General features: G+C 69.7%; 14 protein-coding genes. 10 read left to right on the plus strand and 4 right to left on the minus strand.

The window, feature by feature from the left end; genetic code table 11:
- Positions 1 to 78: 78 nt before the first annotated feature.
- Positions 79 to 795 carry a chemotaxis protein gene (locus tag MFF64_RS04585; protein WP_099904676.1) on the plus strand — a complete coding sequence of 239 codons (717 nt, stop codon included), beginning with the start codon at positions 79 to 81 and terminating at the stop codon, positions 793 to 795.
- A gap of 137 nt (positions 796 to 932) precedes the next feature.
- Here the strand turns inward: MFF64_RS04585 and MFF64_RS04590 are convergent, their stop codons facing one another.
- Complete coding sequence (locus tag MFF64_RS04590) at positions 933 to 2042, minus strand: glycosyltransferase family 61 protein (RefSeq protein WP_099904678.1); 1110 nt, start codon at positions 2040 to 2042, stop codon at positions 933 to 935.
- Positions 2043 to 2155: 113 nt separating this feature from the next.
- On the opposite strand from MFF64_RS04590, the gene uvrC reads away from it, so the two are divergent.
- The 4 genes from uvrC (at position 2156) to MFF64_RS04610 (ending at position 6320) form a co-directional block, all read left to right on the plus strand.
- On the plus strand, positions 2156 to 4207 hold the full coding sequence (uvrC, locus tag MFF64_RS04595; protein ID WP_099904680.1) for an excinuclease ABC subunit UvrC: 2052 nt from the start codon (positions 2156 to 2158) through the stop codon (positions 4205 to 4207).
- Between the two features lie 79 nt (positions 4208 to 4286).
- On the plus strand, positions 4287 to 4886 hold the full coding sequence (gene pgsA, locus MFF64_RS04600) for a CDP-diacylglycerol--glycerol-3-phosphate 3-phosphatidyltransferase (protein ID WP_099899500.1): 600 nt from the start codon (positions 4287 to 4289) through the stop codon (positions 4884 to 4886).
- 10 nt (positions 4887 to 4896) lie between these two features.
- Positions 4897 to 5148 (plus strand): molybdopterin converting factor subunit 1, encoded by a 252-nt coding sequence (gene moaD, locus MFF64_RS04605; protein ID WP_099899502.1) that lies wholly within the window; start codon positions 4897 to 4899, stop codon positions 5146 to 5148.
- A gap of 125 nt (positions 5149 to 5273) precedes the next feature.
- Entirely contained in the window at positions 5274 to 6320 is a 1047-nt protein-coding gene (locus MFF64_RS04610) for a DUF3616 domain-containing protein (RefSeq protein WP_099899504.1), read from the plus strand.
- 9 nt (positions 6321 to 6329) lie between these two features.
- Here MFF64_RS04610 and MFF64_RS04615 read toward each other — a convergent pair whose 3' ends face one another.
- From MFF64_RS04615 to MFF64_RS04625, 3 genes are all read right to left on the minus strand, one after another.
- Positions 6330 to 7268 carry a metal ABC transporter solute-binding protein, Zn/Mn family gene (locus tag MFF64_RS04615; protein WP_099899506.1) on the minus strand — a complete coding sequence of 313 codons (939 nt, stop codon included), beginning with the start codon at positions 7266 to 7268 and terminating at the stop codon, positions 6330 to 6332.
- A gap of 238 nt (positions 7269 to 7506) precedes the next feature.
- Positions 7507 to 8805: an OmpP1/FadL family transporter gene (locus tag MFF64_RS04620; RefSeq protein ID WP_099899508.1), complete on the minus strand. Its 1299-nt coding sequence runs from the start codon at positions 8803 to 8805 to the stop codon at positions 7507 to 7509.
- Complete coding sequence (locus MFF64_RS04625; RefSeq protein ID WP_133123002.1) at positions 8802 to 8993, minus strand: hypothetical protein; 192 nt, start codon at positions 8991 to 8993, stop codon at positions 8802 to 8804. Before MFF64_RS04625 ends, MFF64_RS04620 begins: the two co-directional genes overlap by 4 nt.
- A gap of 199 nt (positions 8994 to 9192) precedes the next feature.
- Between MFF64_RS04625 and MFF64_RS04630 the strand changes: the two genes are divergently transcribed.
- From MFF64_RS04630 to MFF64_RS04650, 5 genes are all read left to right on the plus strand, one after another.
- Positions 9193 to 10077, plus strand: coding sequence for a fumarylacetoacetate hydrolase family protein (locus tag MFF64_RS04630; RefSeq protein ID WP_099899510.1), 885 nt, complete (start codon positions 9193 to 9195; stop codon positions 10075 to 10077).
- A gap of 173 nt (positions 10078 to 10250) precedes the next feature.
- Positions 10251 to 10877 carry a response regulator transcription factor gene (locus tag MFF64_RS04635; protein WP_099899512.1) on the plus strand — a complete coding sequence of 209 codons (627 nt, stop codon included), beginning with the start codon at positions 10251 to 10253 and terminating at the stop codon, positions 10875 to 10877.
- Positions 10878 to 11116: 239 nt separating this feature from the next.
- A complete protein-coding gene (locus tag MFF64_RS04640; RefSeq protein ID WP_099899514.1) occupies positions 11117 to 11482 on the plus strand; it encodes a septal ring lytic transglycosylase RlpA family protein in 366 nt (121 codons plus the stop codon).
- A gap of 538 nt (positions 11483 to 12020) precedes the next feature.
- On the plus strand, positions 12021 to 12260 hold the full coding sequence (locus MFF64_RS04645; RefSeq protein WP_099899516.1) for a hypothetical protein: 240 nt from the start codon (positions 12021 to 12023) through the stop codon (positions 12258 to 12260).
- Between the two features lie 479 nt (positions 12261 to 12739).
- Positions 12740 to 14215, plus strand: coding sequence for a methyl-accepting chemotaxis protein (locus tag MFF64_RS04650; protein WP_238189807.1), 1476 nt, complete (start codon positions 12740 to 12742; stop codon positions 14213 to 14215).
- Positions 14216 to 14248 lie beyond the last annotated feature (33 nt).

Raw genomic sequence — 14248 nt, forward strand, 5'->3', positions numbered from 1 at the left:
CAATTCGCAAGCAATCCTGGGGATAGTGTCCCGCGTGGGCCGTGCGACGCGGCCGCGGTTGCAGGCTCTCTCGAACCCATGAAGAACAAGCGCTTCCGCATCGAGGACAGTCTCGGCGTTTCCTACGCTCCGGTCGAGGCGGCGCCTCCGCCGCCCTCGGCCAACGACGACCGGATCTCCGAGATCCTGGCGACGGTCAACGAGCTCAAGCGCCTGACCGAGACCACCACCGGCGACGTGATCGACGCCTGCCGGCGGGAGATGGCCGAGATCTACGGCATGCGCACCGAACTCGACGTGATGAAGGCCGCGATCGGCCGGACCAAGCACGAGATCGCGGTGCTGCACCGGCAGGATTTCGACGGCAAGGGCGTGCGCCGGGCCGCCGGCGAGCTGGACGCCGTCGTCGACGCCACCGAGCGGGCGACCACCACCATCCTGGCCGCGGTCGAGGACATCGAGACCCACGCCTCCGTGCTGCGCTCGACCGGCGGCCTCAAGGATCATTCCGACGTCGACGCGATCCTCGAGCGCACCGTGGTGCTGTACGAGGCCTGCAACTTCCAGGACCTGACCGGTCAGCGCATCAGCAAGATCGTCAGCGTGCTGAAGTTCGTCGAGGACCACATCGACCGGATGATCGAGGCCTGGGGCGGCCTGGAAGCCTTCAAGGACCTGATCGGCGAGCGCGCCGGGGTCAGCATCGACGACGAGAGCAGCCTGCTCAACGGACCGAAGCTCGACGAGGATCCGGGCCACGTCGACCAGAACGACATCGACGCGCTGTTCGACTGACGATCGGTGTGACCGGTGGCGAGGCTGCATCATCGCGCAACCGGTGAGATCGTGCCGCCGGGCATGCGGCGCAACGGGGTTTTCCATCCCATCCATGCCCCTCGTCGTGAGGTTGAGGATGGGATGAATCATGAAGGCTACGCAGGCCCGCGCCCGGCCATACGGCCGAGCCGCGACCACGCCGCCGACAGGACACCCCGCCCCGGGACCGGTGCGGTCGCCATCCTCTCCATCCGCCGCAGCAACCCTTCGGCGGCGGCACGCGGATCGGTGAGGGCCTGCTGGCTGCCGAAAGTCCCCGGCTCCGTCTCCGCCGTGCCCGGCTGGTGGAGATAGGCGACGGAATTGCCGCACAGGGCGTCGACGAGCAGGAAGGTCGGGTTGATCGCCGGTCCGGGGCTCAGCGCCACCACCCGCCGGCCGGGCGGCGCGAAGAGCGCGGTGTGCAGGGCCGAGCCGAGGGAACCCGCGACCATGCGCCGGCGGGCGAAGAGCCGGACCTGCTCCGAGAAGCTCATCGCCTCCGGGTGCAGGATCTCGACGCCCTCCCGCGCCAGGATCTCCGTGACCGCCTCCTCGTTCGCGAAGCGGCGCACGCCGCCCGACAGCCGCGTCTTGGCGAGGTAGGCCGGCCGCTCCTCGGCATCGACCTCGTCCGGGGCGTAGCAGCCGGCCCCGATCTCCCGGCACAAATCGCGGAAGACCGCGTGGGCGAATCCCTCCTCCTGGAAGGCGGGTGCCGGCACGATCGCGCGGCGCAGGCGCATCGGGGCCTCGAAGGCGTGGATGTCGCGCACGTCGAGGCCCAGCCGCGCCAGGATGTCGATGGCGAAGCGGTAGGGCTGCCAGAGGGCTTCGTGGGCCGGGGCGTAGCACAGGATCGGCGCAGTGGGTCGTGCGCGAAGCAGCGGCCAGAACCGCGGCAGCGTCGTGACCAGGAAATGCCCGTAATGCAGGTGCGCGCCGCCGAGGAAGAGGTAGGTCTCCTCCGGCGCCTCGGGCACGTCCATCGGCGAGCCGTCCGGCCAATCGTGCGGCCAGTCGGTGCGCTGCCAGGACGGCGTAGTGCCGGTCCCGCGGTAATCCACGCTCTCGGGCACGAAGCGGCGCGCGGCGTCGAACAGGGCCGAGGGCTGGCCTCGCGCCTCGCTGTGCGGCAGGTAGAGGACGTTCTCGACCGTCCGCACGGCGGGCAGGTCGCGCCGCGGGCGCGGGGTCCGGGGCGTCCGGCAATCGCGGAGCGTCATGCGGGGCGGGGCGTCACGGAGGCGGTCCTTCGGCGGGCGCGGGCGTAAGGGAGGCCTTTTAGCGCCCGGGCGCGGTCTTTCCAGCAGGCGGTGGGCCGCCTACATCGCGAGGCATGAGCCGACAGCCTGGGAACGACGTGCCGCCCGACGCCCTCGACACCCTCGAGGACGACGACGAGGCGGTGGACGCCCTCGACACCGCCCCCGAGATCGACTTCGACCTCGATGCCGGCGCCGGCGCGATTCAGGCCGGCACCGCGGTGATCCGCCGGTTCTGGACCACCCTGCCGACCTCGCCGGGCGTCTACCGGATGTTCGACGCCAAGGGCGACGTGCTCTACGTCGGCAAGGCCAAGAACCTGAAGAACCGGGTCGGTTCCTACGCGCGGGGCCAGGCGCACACGAACCGCATCGCCCGGATGATCGCCGAGACGGCCTCGATGGAGTTCGTCACCACGGCGACCGAAACCGAGGCGCTGCTGCTGGAGGCCAACCTCATCAAGCAGCTGAAGCCGCGCTTCAACGTGCTGATGCGGGACGACAAGTCCCTGCCCTACATCCTCCTGACAGCGGATTCCGACGCGCCGCAGCTCGTCAAGCATCGCGGGGCGCGGCGCCGGGCCGGCCACTATTACGGCCCCTTCGCCAGTGTCTGGGCGGTGAACCGAACGGTCAACGCGCTGCAGCGCGCCTTCCTGCTGCGCTCCTGCTCCGACAGCTACTTCGAGAACCGCACGCGGCCGTGCCTGCTCTACCAGATCAAGCGCTGTTCGGGCCCCTGCACCCACGAAATCTCGGTCGAGGATTATGCGGCACTCGCCGCGGAGGCGCGGGGATTCCTGTCGGGCAAGTCCAACGCCGTGAAGGAGCGCATGGCCGCCGAGATGCAGGCCGCCTCCGACGCCTGGGAGTTCGAGAAGGCGGCGCGGTACCGCGACCGCATCGCCGCGCTCGCTGCCATCCAGGGCGTGCAGGGCGTGAACACGCAAGGCATCGAGGAGGCCGACGTCTTCGCCCTCGACGAGCAGGCCGGCCAGTTCTGCATCGAGGTGTTCTTCTTCCGCAACTGGCAGAACTGGGGCAACCGGGCCTACTTCCCGAAGGCCGACCGCAGCATGACCCCGGCCGAGGTGCTGGCCTCGTTCCTGGCCCAGTTCTACGACGACAAGCCGGCGCCGCGGCTGGTGCTGGTCTCGCACGAGATCGAGGACGCGGAGCTGCTCGCCGCCGCGCTCTCGACCAAGGGGGAGACCCGGGTCGAGATCCATTCCCCGAAGCGCGGCGAACGCAAGAACCTCGTCGAGTACGCCGCCCGCAACGCCCGCGAGGCGCTGGCCCGGCGCCTCGCCGACACCGCCTCGCAGGGCAAGCTCCTGGCGGCGCTCGGCACGGCCTTCGGGCTCGCCCGGGCGCCGCGGCGGATCGAGGTCTACGACAACTCCCACATCATGGGGACGAACGCCGTCGGGGCGATGATCGTCGCGGGTCCCACCGGCTTCATGAAGACCCACTATCGGACCTTCACCATCAAGTCCGAGGAGGTGAAGCCCGGCGACGATTACGGCATGATGCGCGAGGTGCTGCAGCGCCGCTTCTCCCGCCTGGTGAAGGAGCATCCGCGCACGAGAGCCGAAGCCGACCGGGCGGCCGTCGAGGGTGGGCCGGCGGAGCCGGAGCCCGCGCCGGACCCGGCGGACACCGAGGCGTTTCCGGCCTGGCCCGATCTGGTGCTGATCGACGGCGGCCGCGGCCAGCTCGAGGCGGCCCGCAAGGCGCTCGACGAGGTCGGCGTCACCGACGTGCCGCTCGTCGGCATCGCCAAGGGGCGTGACCGCGATGCCGGGCGCGAGACCTTCTTCGTGCCCGGCCAGGCGCCCTTCCGGCTGCCGCCGCGGGACCCGACGCTCTACTTCGTCCAGCGCCTGCGCGACGAGGCTCACCGCTTCGCGATCGGGGCGCACCGGGCCAAGCGCAAGCGCGAGATGGTGAAGAACCCCCTCGACGAGATCCCGGGGGTGGGGCCGACTCGCAAGCGCGCTCTCCTGCACCATTTCGGGACCGTGAAGGCGATCCAGCGGGCGGCTCTGGAGGACCTCGCCAAGGCGCCCGGCGTCAACGCCGCTACGGCCCGGGCGGTCTACGACTTTTTTCATGCCGATGCGTGATTTGGAGGGTAGGCGTGACGCCGAGTCCGGGACGAGGTCTGTTGACGCCCCCTCCCCCCGCGTGGTTTCACCGACGGCGATGAACGTGGTCGTACCCCGGCGCCGCTCGAAGGCCCTGAACCTCGCCAACCTCCTCACCTACGGCCGTCTGGTCGCGGTGCCGGTTGTGGTGGCGCTGCTGTTCTGGCCGCAGGACGACACGGCGCGCTGGATCGCCGTCGCGGTCTTCGTCGCGGCCGCGATCACCGACTATCTCGACGGCTACGTCGCCCGCACCTACGCCCAGAGCTCGGCGCTGGGGCGGATGCTCGATCCGATCGCCGACAAGCTCCTCGTCGCCGCGAGCCTGCTGATGCTCTGCGCCGACGGGACGATCCGCGGATGGTCGCTCTGGGCGGCGATCGTGATTCTCTGCCGCGAGATCCTGGTCTCGGGCCTGCGCGAGTACCTCGCCGAACTGAAGGTCGGCGTGCCGGTGAGCCGGGTCGCGAAGTGGAAGACCGCGGTGCAGCTCGTGGCGCTCGGCGTGCTGATCGCGGGCCCCGCCGGCGAGCGCGTGCTGCCCGGCAACGGCACCCTCGGGCTCGTCCTGCTGTGGCTCGCCGCGGCGCTGACCCTCTATACCGGGTACGACTACATGCGCTCCGGCATCCGTCACGTCATCGACGACGAGAGATGAGCGAGGCACGATGAAGCTCGTCTACTTCGCCTGGGTCCGCGAGCGGATCGGCCGCCCCGACGAGACCCTCGACCTGCCGCCGGAGGTGGCGACGGTCGCCGACCTCGTCGCCTGGCTGAAGGGCCGCGGCGAGGAATACGCCTACGCCTTCGAGACCGAGGGCGTGGTCCGCGCCGCCGTCGACCGGGTCCATGCCAAGCCCGAGACGCATCTCGCTGGTGCGCGCGAGGTGGCGTTCTTCCCGCCGATGACCGGGGGGTGAGGCGGCTTCTTCTGTATCTCGGACAATCCAAACCTCCGATCCTCAGGATGAGGTTGTGAGTGGGATATCTGAAAGCACTTCCGGATAGATGATCCGTCCGTCGAACAGGCTTTGAGAGACTCCCGATGCCCCGCCCCCTGCCGCTCCTCGCGCTCCTGGTCTCGTCCCTCGCGGTCCGCGCCGCATCGGCCGAGCCGGTGACGGTCGGTCCGCTGCTGGAGCATCGCGGGATGTGCGAGGCCTCGGGTGCGGTGCCCTATCCGCGCGGCAGCTTCGGCGACCGGTTCCTGGTGGTCGACGACGAATCGACGGTGATGGCGCTCTACCGGGCCGGGGCGAGCGGCGATGCGCTGCCGCTGGCGGGCAGCGATCTGGGGCCGCAACTCGGCCTCTCGCCCGAGGACCGCAAAGCCGATTTCGAAGCCGCGACCTGGCTCGGGCCCGACCTCTACGTGCTCGGCTCGCACAGCCGCCGGCGCGGCGGCAAGCAGAGCCCCGGCCGCGGCCGCCTCGCCGCCGTGACGGTGACGGAGTCGGGTGGCGGGCCAGGCCTGAGCCCCAAGGGCCGCGCGGTGAAAGGCCTGCCGCAGGCCCTCGCCGCCCTGTCGCCACTTCTGGCCGCGCGGATCGGCCTCGACGTGCCGGCCCGGGACGACCTCGATCCGAAGCGCAAGGGCTTCAACATCGAGGGAATGGCGCCGCGTCCAGACGGCAAGTCCCTCTGGCTCGGCCTGCGCAATCCCCTCGACACCGACGCGAACGCCCTGCTGGTGCCGCTGGAGAACCCGGCCGAGGCGATCGCCGGCGCCGCCCCGCGCCTCGGCGCTCCGGTCGCCCTCGACCTCAAAGGCCGCGGCATCCGCGACCTCGCCTATGCGCCGGAGGCGAAGGCCACCCTGATCCTCGCGGGCGGTGCCGGCGGTGGTGGCGAGCCGTTCGATCTCTATCGCTGGTCGGGCGATCCGGCGGACAGGCCGGTCCGGGTGGAGGGCGCCGCCGCGGCCTTTGCCGGGATCACGGATTTCCAGCCCGAAGCCCTGCTGGTCAGCCCGGCCGGCGACCGGGTCCAGGTGCTGAGCGACGACGGCGAGGCCCTCGGCTCCGACGGCAAGCCGTGCGAGGAGTCGAAGGACGGCAAGCGGTTCCGGAGCCTGACGCTCGGCCTGCGCTGAGGCGTCCCGTCACCCGCTCAGCGCCGCCACGAACTCCTTCACGTTGTGGCGCATCATCTCGAGATAGGTCGGTGCCGGGCCGCCGGGCTCTGACAGGGCGTCGGAGAAGACCCGGCCGCCCGCCTTGGCCCCGCTCTCGCGGGCGATCTGCTGCATCAGCCGCGGGTCGGAGATGTTCTCGAGGAAGACCGCCGGGACCTTGTCGCGGCGGACCTGCCGCACGATTGCCGCGACGTCGCGGGCGGTGGCCTCGCTCTGGCTCGACACGCCCTGAGGGGCGAGGAAGCGCAGGCCGTAGGCCCGGGCGAAGTACCCGAAGGCGTCATGGGTGGTAACGATGCGCCGGCGCGCCTCCGGGATGCCGGCGAGCGCCGCGCGCACCTCCGCATCGAGACCGTCGAGCTGCGTCAGATAGGCCGCCGCGTTGGCCTGGTAGGCCGCTTTCCCCTCCGGATCGACGCTCACCAGGCCGTCGCGGATATTGGCGACGTAGCGCTTGGTGTTGGCGACGTTCTGCCAGGCATGCGGATCGGCGGCGTGGGAATGCCCGTGATCTTGCCCGTGATCTTGCCCGTGGCCGTCCCCGTCGTCCTCCTCGATCGGGACGATGCCCGTCGCGGCGACGACGACCTTGGCCCTGGTGCCGGAGGCCTTGATCAGGCGGTCGATCCAGCCCTCGAAGCCGAGGCCGTTGACCACCACGAGCCGGGCGGCCGCCACGGCCTGCGCGTCGGCCGGGGCCGGCACGAAGCTGTGCGCGTCGCCGTTCGGCCCGACCAGGGTGGTCACGGCGACCCGCGCCCCCCCGACCTGCCGCACGAGATCGCCGAGGATCGAGAAGGTCGCCACCACCCGGACGGGCTCCTCCGCCCGCGCCGGGACGATCCTGGCCAGCCCCGAGGCCATTCCCAAGACCAGCAGCAGCATCCCGATCCTCAACCTGCCCATCACCCATCCCTCGCTCGACGACGCGCCTCACCTAGGCCGACGCGAGGGAGATTGCAACATTGTTACAATTGGCGGGGATCGGGAGTCTGCCGCCGGGTTAACCTGTGTCGAGGACAGGCCCGCGGGGCGGGGCCAGGCTGGCGACCGTCACGCCGTTCTTGCCGCTCCCGCTGGGACGGTGTCACCGGCGGGCCGGACCATCATGCGCGAGCGGGATGCCCCGGCCCGCCGCCCTTACTCAGTACTTGCGCACCAGCGGCACCGCGACGGGAGCCGGGACCGGCGGAGTATCCCAGCGGTACTTCAGGCCGACCGAGACGATGTCGGCGCTGGCGTCGGTGGTGGCCAGGAAGGCGAGCGGCGCGGTGTAGAGCGGCTCGCCCGGCACCAGCGCGATCCGGTTGCGGCCGCCGACGGAGAACAGGTGCTGGTAGGAGACGTCGAACTGGATCTTCTCGCTGTAGCGGTAGCTCGCGCCGACCGAGGCGAAGTAGCGGTCGCCGTCGGGCAGGCGCGTCGAGCGGTTCGAGTTGTCGATCGGCGACTGCTCGTAGGCGAAGCCGAGGCGGCCGGTCCATTGCGGGGTGAAGTCGTACTCGGCGCCGACCGAGTAGTAGAACCCGTTCTTGTAGTTCAGCGGCAGGGAGGTCACCGGCCGGCCGAGCGCCAGCGAAACGATCGCCGGTGAGCCGAGGCGCGTCCAGTTATCCCACTCGAAGCCGAAATTCAGGCGGAAGTCCCGGGTAATCGCCTGGGTCAGGCCGACCGAGACCTTCTCGGGGGTGTTCAGCGAGGCGCGGACCTGTCCGATGCCGAAGGCCGAGCCCTCGATCTGGTGGTTGATCGAGGAGCGGTAGCCGACGCCGATCGTGGTGCCCTCCGAGAGCCGGGCCACCACGCCCGCGGTGAAGCCCCAGCCCCAGTCGTCGCCCTTGAGGAACGCCGTGTTCGCCGCCGGGGTGATGCCGGTGGCCTGGCGCAGGGTGAGCTTGAAGTATTCGAGCACCGGCCCGGCCGCGACCGACAGCCAGTCGTTCACCTTGTAGCCGATCACCGGGTTGAAGTTCAGCGAGAAGACCTTCGACGAGCGGCTGTAGGTCTGGCCGGCCCAGACCGGATCGGGCTTGGTGATGAGGCCGAACGGTGCCGCGCCGGACAGGCCGATGAACAGCCGGTCGTTGATCTGGTAGTTCGAGTAGGTCGCCGGCAGCACCGCCGCCTGGCCGATATCGCCCGAGCCGCCGAGCCCGATCAGCGGCGGGAAGGTGCCGGTCGTGGGCGTGATGGTGGCCGAGGGCACCACCAGGGTGGCGTTGAAATCCGAGTTCCAGCCGGGCTTCATCGTGACGACGGCCGGGTTCCAGAACATCGACGACAGGCCGCCGGAGCCGGAGGCCGCGCCCGCGAAGGCGAGGCCCATCGCCTGGGCGCTCTGCTCGCGCAACCCAAACGCCCCCGCCTGCGCCGCACCGCTCGCGCCGGCCAGCAGCATCAGCGATGCGCCGGCCAGCAGCGCCGCCCTCCTCGAACCCGTCATGACGTTACCTCGACACCCAAATGTCCATGCCGTGCGGCTTCATCGACGCCCACAGCTTGGGCAGGATGATGCGGCACCGGGCAGCCGGCAGGCAATCCCGGAGTCGTGGCCGCGCCGGACCGCCTCGCCTCGTCGACGAAGCCCTTCGACTTGTCGGACAACGCATCGATACTGTCGGCCGTCGGCATTCGATTCATCGATTGGAACGATGCCTGTAGAGGCGAAGACGTTGTCGATCGTTCCGGATCGCGGCGCCGACACGGTTTCGCCCCGGATGTGACGAAACTGCAACGGGCAGAGTGCCCTCGCGGCCTGCCTGCCGGGTTGCGGCGGCCCGGCACCGGCGCCAATGTCCCGGCCCGCGTGGATCTTGTTCGGAGAAGACCAATGAAGCTTGTGCGCTGGGGCGAGAACGGTGCGGAGAAGCCGGGCCTCGTCGACGGAAGCGGCGCGATCCGCGACCTGTCGGGCCTGATCCACGACATCACAGGCCCCACCCTCGCCGCCGACACCCTGGCGAACCTGCGCCGGATTGACCCCGCGACGCTGCCCGAGGTGCCGGCCGGCACGCGGCTGGGGCCTTGCGTCGGTCACGTGCGCAACTTCATCGCCATCGGTCTCAACTACGCAGACCATGCCGCCGAGACCGGCGCGGCGATCCCGGCCGAGCCGATCCTGTTCAACAAGGCGCCGTCCTGCATCGTCGGCCCGAACGACGACGTGATCCTCCCCAAGGGCTCGGCCAAGACCGACTGGGAGGTCGAGCTCGCCATCGTGATCGGCAAGCGCGCGTCCTACGTCCACGCCAACGAGGCGCTGGACTACGTCGCGGGCTACTGCGTCTGCCACGACGTGTCGGAGCGCGAGTTCCAGCTCGAGCGCGGCGGGACCTGGACCAAGGGCAAGGGCTGCCCGACCTTCGGGCCCCTTGGCCCGTGGCTCGTCACCCCGGACGAGATCGCCGACGTGCAGAATCTCGGCATGTGGCTCGACGTGAACGGGGAGCGGATGCAGACCGGCTCGACCCGCACGATGATCTTCGACTGCCGGCAGATCGTTTCCTACCTGTCCCACTTCATGCTGCTCGAGCCTGGCGACGTCATCACCACCGGCACGCCGCCCGGCGTCGGCATGGGCATGAAGCCGGCCCGCTTCCTGAAGGCCGGCGACGTCGTCACCCTCGGCATCGAGTCCCTGGGCGAGCAGCGCCAGACGGTCGTCGCCTTCGACGACTGGACCGCCAAGGTCTCGGCCGGCCAGCCGACCAACTGATACCGCCGCGTCTTCGAACGGACGCGTTCGAAGGTGCCAGGCAAGCCCGAACGGGCGCCGGTGCTGATGCGCCGCTCGCCTTCGCATCGACACGTCGATGCGAAGGCGCAAGGGTACGCGGTGAGACGGCCCGCGGGCTCCGTCCCGCGGGCTCCATCCGGAGGGGTGAAGTGATGGACGTGCTCGTCGTCGACGACCACCCGATCGTGCTGCAGGGATGCCGCCGGGTGCTGGAGGATGCCGGCGTCGAGACCGTGCACGAGGCCACCGGAATCGCCGCCGGCTATCGCCGCTTCCGCCGCCACCGCCCCGACCTCGTGGTGGCCGATCTCACCTTCCAGGGCGCATCGCTCAGCGGTCTCGCGCTGATCCGGCGGATCCGGGCGGTGGCCCCGGGCACCCGCATCCTGGTCTTCAGCATGCACGATGACCCGGAGATCGCCGCCCGCGCCCTGGAGAGCGGGGCGGCCGGCTATGTTCTCAAGGACACCGCCTCGTCGGAGCTGCACCTCGCCTTTGAGCGGGTGCGCGACGGCGGCACCTATGTCGCGCCCTCGCTCGCCGCCGAGGTCGACCGCTTGCGGCGCGAGGCGCCGGCCGCGCCACCCCTCACCCCGCGCGAGCGGCAGATCCTGGCGCGCCTCGGCGCCGGCCGCTCGCACGGGGCGATCGCCGACGAGCTGGGCCTGAGCTACAAGACCATCGCCAATGCCTGCACGCAGCTGCGCCGCAAGCTCGGCGCCCGCACCCTTGCGGACCTGATCCGCATCGCCCTGCGGGAGGCGGCGCGGAACCCCTGATCCGGCGGGCGCTGCCGGCCGCACCTGGCCGGCGGAACCTTGGCCCTACGATGGCGGCGACGGCGCGCCGCCCCGGAGCGGGCCATCCTTGGAAATCAGTTAACCAATGTAAACCACGCCAATCCATGAAATAAATATCTCCGAGTATACGCTAGAATATCTTAATTTTCACTGTTCCATAATGTCGCCTCTTTCGGTTTTATGTTGCGCGGCGTCAAGCAACAAAACGGGAATGCGAAATGGTTTCGAAGGCAAAGCTGGCGATCATCGGCCTCGCAGCAGCGGGCGCCGTCGGAGTGACGTTACAAGCCAGCACGCCCGCCGAAGCCCAGTCCGGTGCCGCCTCCTGGTACGGCCCCGGATTTCAGGGCCGGCGCACTGCGAATGGCGAGCGCTTCAACACGCACGCTCTCACGGCGGCTCATCGCCGCCTCCCCTTCGGCGCCCGGGTCCGGGTCACCAACACGGCAAATGGCCGCTCGGTGGTGGTGCGGATCAACGATCGCGGCCCCTATGTCGGCGGCCGGGTGATCGACCTGTCCCAGGCCTCCGCCCGGGCGATCGGCATGTCGGGCGTCGCCCGCGTGCGCCTCAGCCGCCTCTGAGCGGCGACCCGATCGGTCGCACCAAGACCTCTCCGGCACGGAAACGCCGTCCTCGGGCGAAGAGGATCCCGGCTCCAGGCGATCCTTCCGCCCCATGGCCGCGCGATCCAGCGTCCGACGCAATCTTCCGGAAACGGTCTGCGGCCAAGACGGCAGTCGATCCGTCCAGCCCCGATTCCGCCTCGCCTTGCGGGCGGTCCGGTTCGGGACGGATCGATTGGTTCGGGCGAGAGACGAGGAGCGCCGGTCGGGGCTGGTCGCGGCCTCCGCTCAGGCTCGAGTCTCGGATCACCCGCAGGGGACGCGTCTCCGCGGCCCTCCGGATGCAAGAGCATCGTCCGACGACGCGGATATCGGTTCGCCGCAGACAAGGCGGCAAACGCGAATGCCCGGAGCAGCGCCCGATTGCGACACGGTCGGGCGCTGCTCTAGATGCAACCCTACGGCCGAGGCAACTCATTGCAGCCGGAATCGTCGGGCAGGATGTCGCCTCCCCGATCAGAATTTGCCCCTCCATCCGTTCTCCCGGAGAGACGTCGTGCTCCTGCGCTCCACTCTGATTCTCGCCCTGACCACGGGCGCCGCTCTCGCTCAGCCGGTCATGGCCGACCGTGCGGTGCTCAAGCAGTACTGCACGGGCGATTACCTGACCTATTGCGGCAACCTGTCGCCGGACGGACCCGAAGTGCAGGCTTGCTTCCGCCAGAACAAGTCCAAGCTGTCCCCGGACTGCCAGGCCGCGATCACCAGTTACATGAGAGCGCAGCGCAGGGGGTGAGAACGGCGCCTGGCCTCTCCTCCACGGGATGGAGGCGGGGCCTCGCCGAGCCCGATCGTCCCGCAACCGCGTGCGGGAGATGCCGGTATCCCGGCCGGGGGAGATTCATCGAGGTCAATAATATCGCGTGCGAGTCATTAGCCCAATTATGGTTTGCGCCTTACCGAACCGGGCGCTTGGGGCGGCACCGCAAATCTCGATCGAACCTCCATGGCGCACTTGCCTGACGATGCCGCCGCCCCATCTCGTGCCTCACGTCGCTATTGCCTTGGTTCAGTCCGCTCAGGCTGCGAAGGCCTCCAGCAATGTTCCGGCAAGTCGTGTAATTTGGGTTCTTTGTTATTTTCTTTAAGGAAGACGCTGGCAAAGGGCAGGTATTTATTCTTATTTGGTGCTCTGACAGGTAAATTTACCCCCTTTACTCTTCAATAATAATTAAGGGGCACGGTCTCCGGCAGGTGCTGCGAGAGACTGCCCCCGTGTCCTTCCTCCAATCGAGCCACGCCGCGCTGCTCGCGGCTGTCGACCGGTCGCAAGCCCGGATCGAGTTCGACCCGTCCGGGACGATCCTGGACGCGAATGCCTGCTTCCAGGGCCTGACCGGTTACACCCTGGCCGAACTCAAGGGCCGGCACCACAGCTTATTGATACCGCCGGGCGAGCGGAACGGCTCGGATTACATAGCCTTCTGGCAGCGCCTGCGCGAGGGCCGGTTCGAGAGCCGGGAGTTTCGGCGAATCGCCAAGGACGGCCGGTCGATCTGGATTCAGGCCTCCTACAATCCGGTGCTCGATCGGCGCGGCCGCGTCGTCCGGATCGTGAAGCTCGCCTCCGACATCACCGCCCGCAAGGAGCACGACGCCTACCTGGCCGGCCAGATCGCCGCCCTCGACCGCTCGCAGGCGGTGATCCACTTCACCCCGGACGGGATGGTCGCCGAGGCCAACGCCGTCTTCCTCGGCGTGATGGGCTACACCCGCGACGAGGTGGTGGGGCGCCACCACAGCCAGTTCGTCTCCGAGTCCGAGCGGGCGAGTGCCGGCTATGCCGCGTTCTGGCAGGACCTGGCCGCGGGCCGCTACCAGGCCGGCGAGTTCCACCGCGTCGGCAAGGGCGGCCGCGAGGTGTGGATCTTCGGTGCCTACAACCCGGTGCTCGACCTCGACGGCAAGCTCTGCGCGGTGGTGAAGTTCGCCACCGACATCACCCAGCAGGTGCTCGACCGCGAGCGCCGGAGCGCGGGCCAGCGGGTGATCGAGGCGGACATCGCGGCGATCACGGTTGCGGTCTCGGAGGTGTCGGAGCAGGCCCGCGCCACCACCGAGCAGACGGTCCAGACCTCCGGCAACGTCGAGGCGGTGGCCGCCGGCACCGAGGAATTCGCGGCCTCGATCGCCGAGCTCGGCCGCCACGCCGAGGATGCCCGCACCGCCTCCGATGCAGCGGTGCGCAAGGCCCAGGATGCCGGCGGGATCGTGGCGAGCCTGACCCAGGCGGCGGACCGGATCGGCGAGGCGGTGTCGCTGATCCGGTCCATCGCCGACCAGACCAACCTGCTCGCGCTCAACGCCACCATCGAGGCGGCCCGGGCGGGGGTGGCCGGCAAGGGCTTCGCGGTCGTCGCCGCCGAGGTCAAGGCGCTCGCCGGTCAGTCGGCCCGGGCGACCCAGGAGATCGGCACGCAGATCGCCGCCGTGCAGGGCGCGACCTCCGGGGCGGTGGCGGCGATCGAGGCGATCGTCGCGGCGATCGGCTACGTCAGCGAGATCTCGGTCGGGGTGTCGAGCGCCATCACGCAGCAGGCCGCGGTGACCCGCGACATGTCGGCCAACATGCAGGATGCCGCCCGGAGCGTCGCCTCGGTGCGCCGGAACATGGAGCGGATCACCGGCTCCGCCGGCGACGTCGACACCTCGATCCGCAAGGTCTCCCAGGCGGCGCGGGCGCTCCTCTGACCGGCCTCGCCGCTCAGGCGCTGAGCCCGAGGA

It is taken from the genome of Methylobacterium frigidaeris (genome assembly GCF_022179185.1).
In the GTDB taxonomy this organism is placed as follows: Bacteria; Pseudomonadota; Alphaproteobacteria; order Rhizobiales; family Beijerinckiaceae; genus Methylobacterium; species Methylobacterium frigidaeris.

What these genes read in the sequence shown, in the direction of transcription:
- MFF64_RS04615 (WP_099899506.1), bottom strand. Translation starts at nt 7,268, where the DNA reads ATGGGCAGGTTGAGGATCGGGATGCTGCTGCTGGTCTTGGGAATGGCC.
- MFF64_RS04640 (WP_099899514.1), top strand. Translation starts at nt 11,117, where the DNA reads ATGGTTTCGAAGGCAAAGCTGGCGATCATCGGCCTCGCAGCAGCGGGC.
- MFF64_RS04610 (WP_099899504.1), top strand. Translation starts at nt 5,274, where the DNA reads ATGCCCCGCCCCCTGCCGCTCCTCGCGCTCCTGGTCTCGTCCCTCGCG.
- uvrC (WP_099904680.1), top strand. Translation starts at nt 2,156, where the DNA reads ATGAGCCGACAGCCTGGGAACGACGTGCCGCCCGACGCCCTCGACACC.
- MFF64_RS04635 (WP_099899512.1), top strand. Translation starts at nt 10,251, where the DNA reads ATGGACGTGCTCGTCGTCGACGACCACCCGATCGTGCTGCAGGGATGC.
- moaD (WP_099899502.1), top strand. Translation starts at nt 4,897, where the DNA reads ATGAAGCTCGTCTACTTCGCCTGGGTCCGCGAGCGGATCGGCCGCCCC.
- MFF64_RS04585 (WP_099904676.1), top strand. Translation starts at nt 79, where the DNA reads ATGAAGAACAAGCGCTTCCGCATCGAGGACAGTCTCGGCGTTTCCTAC.
- pgsA (WP_099899500.1), top strand. Translation starts at nt 4,287, where the DNA reads ATGAACGTGGTCGTACCCCGGCGCCGCTCGAAGGCCCTGAACCTCGCC.
- MFF64_RS04630 (WP_099899510.1), top strand. Translation starts at nt 9,193, where the DNA reads ATGAAGCTTGTGCGCTGGGGCGAGAACGGTGCGGAGAAGCCGGGCCTC.
- MFF64_RS04620 (WP_099899508.1), bottom strand. Translation starts at nt 8,805, where the DNA reads ATGACGGGTTCGAGGAGGGCGGCGCTGCTGGCCGGCGCATCGCTGATG.
- MFF64_RS04590 (WP_099904678.1), bottom strand. Translation starts at nt 2,042, where the DNA reads ATGACGCTCCGCGATTGCCGGACGCCCCGGACCCCGCGCCCGCGGCGC.
- MFF64_RS04625 (WP_133123002.1), bottom strand. Translation starts at nt 8,993, where the DNA reads ATGCCGACGGCCGACAGTATCGATGCGTTGTCCGACAAGTCGAAGGGC.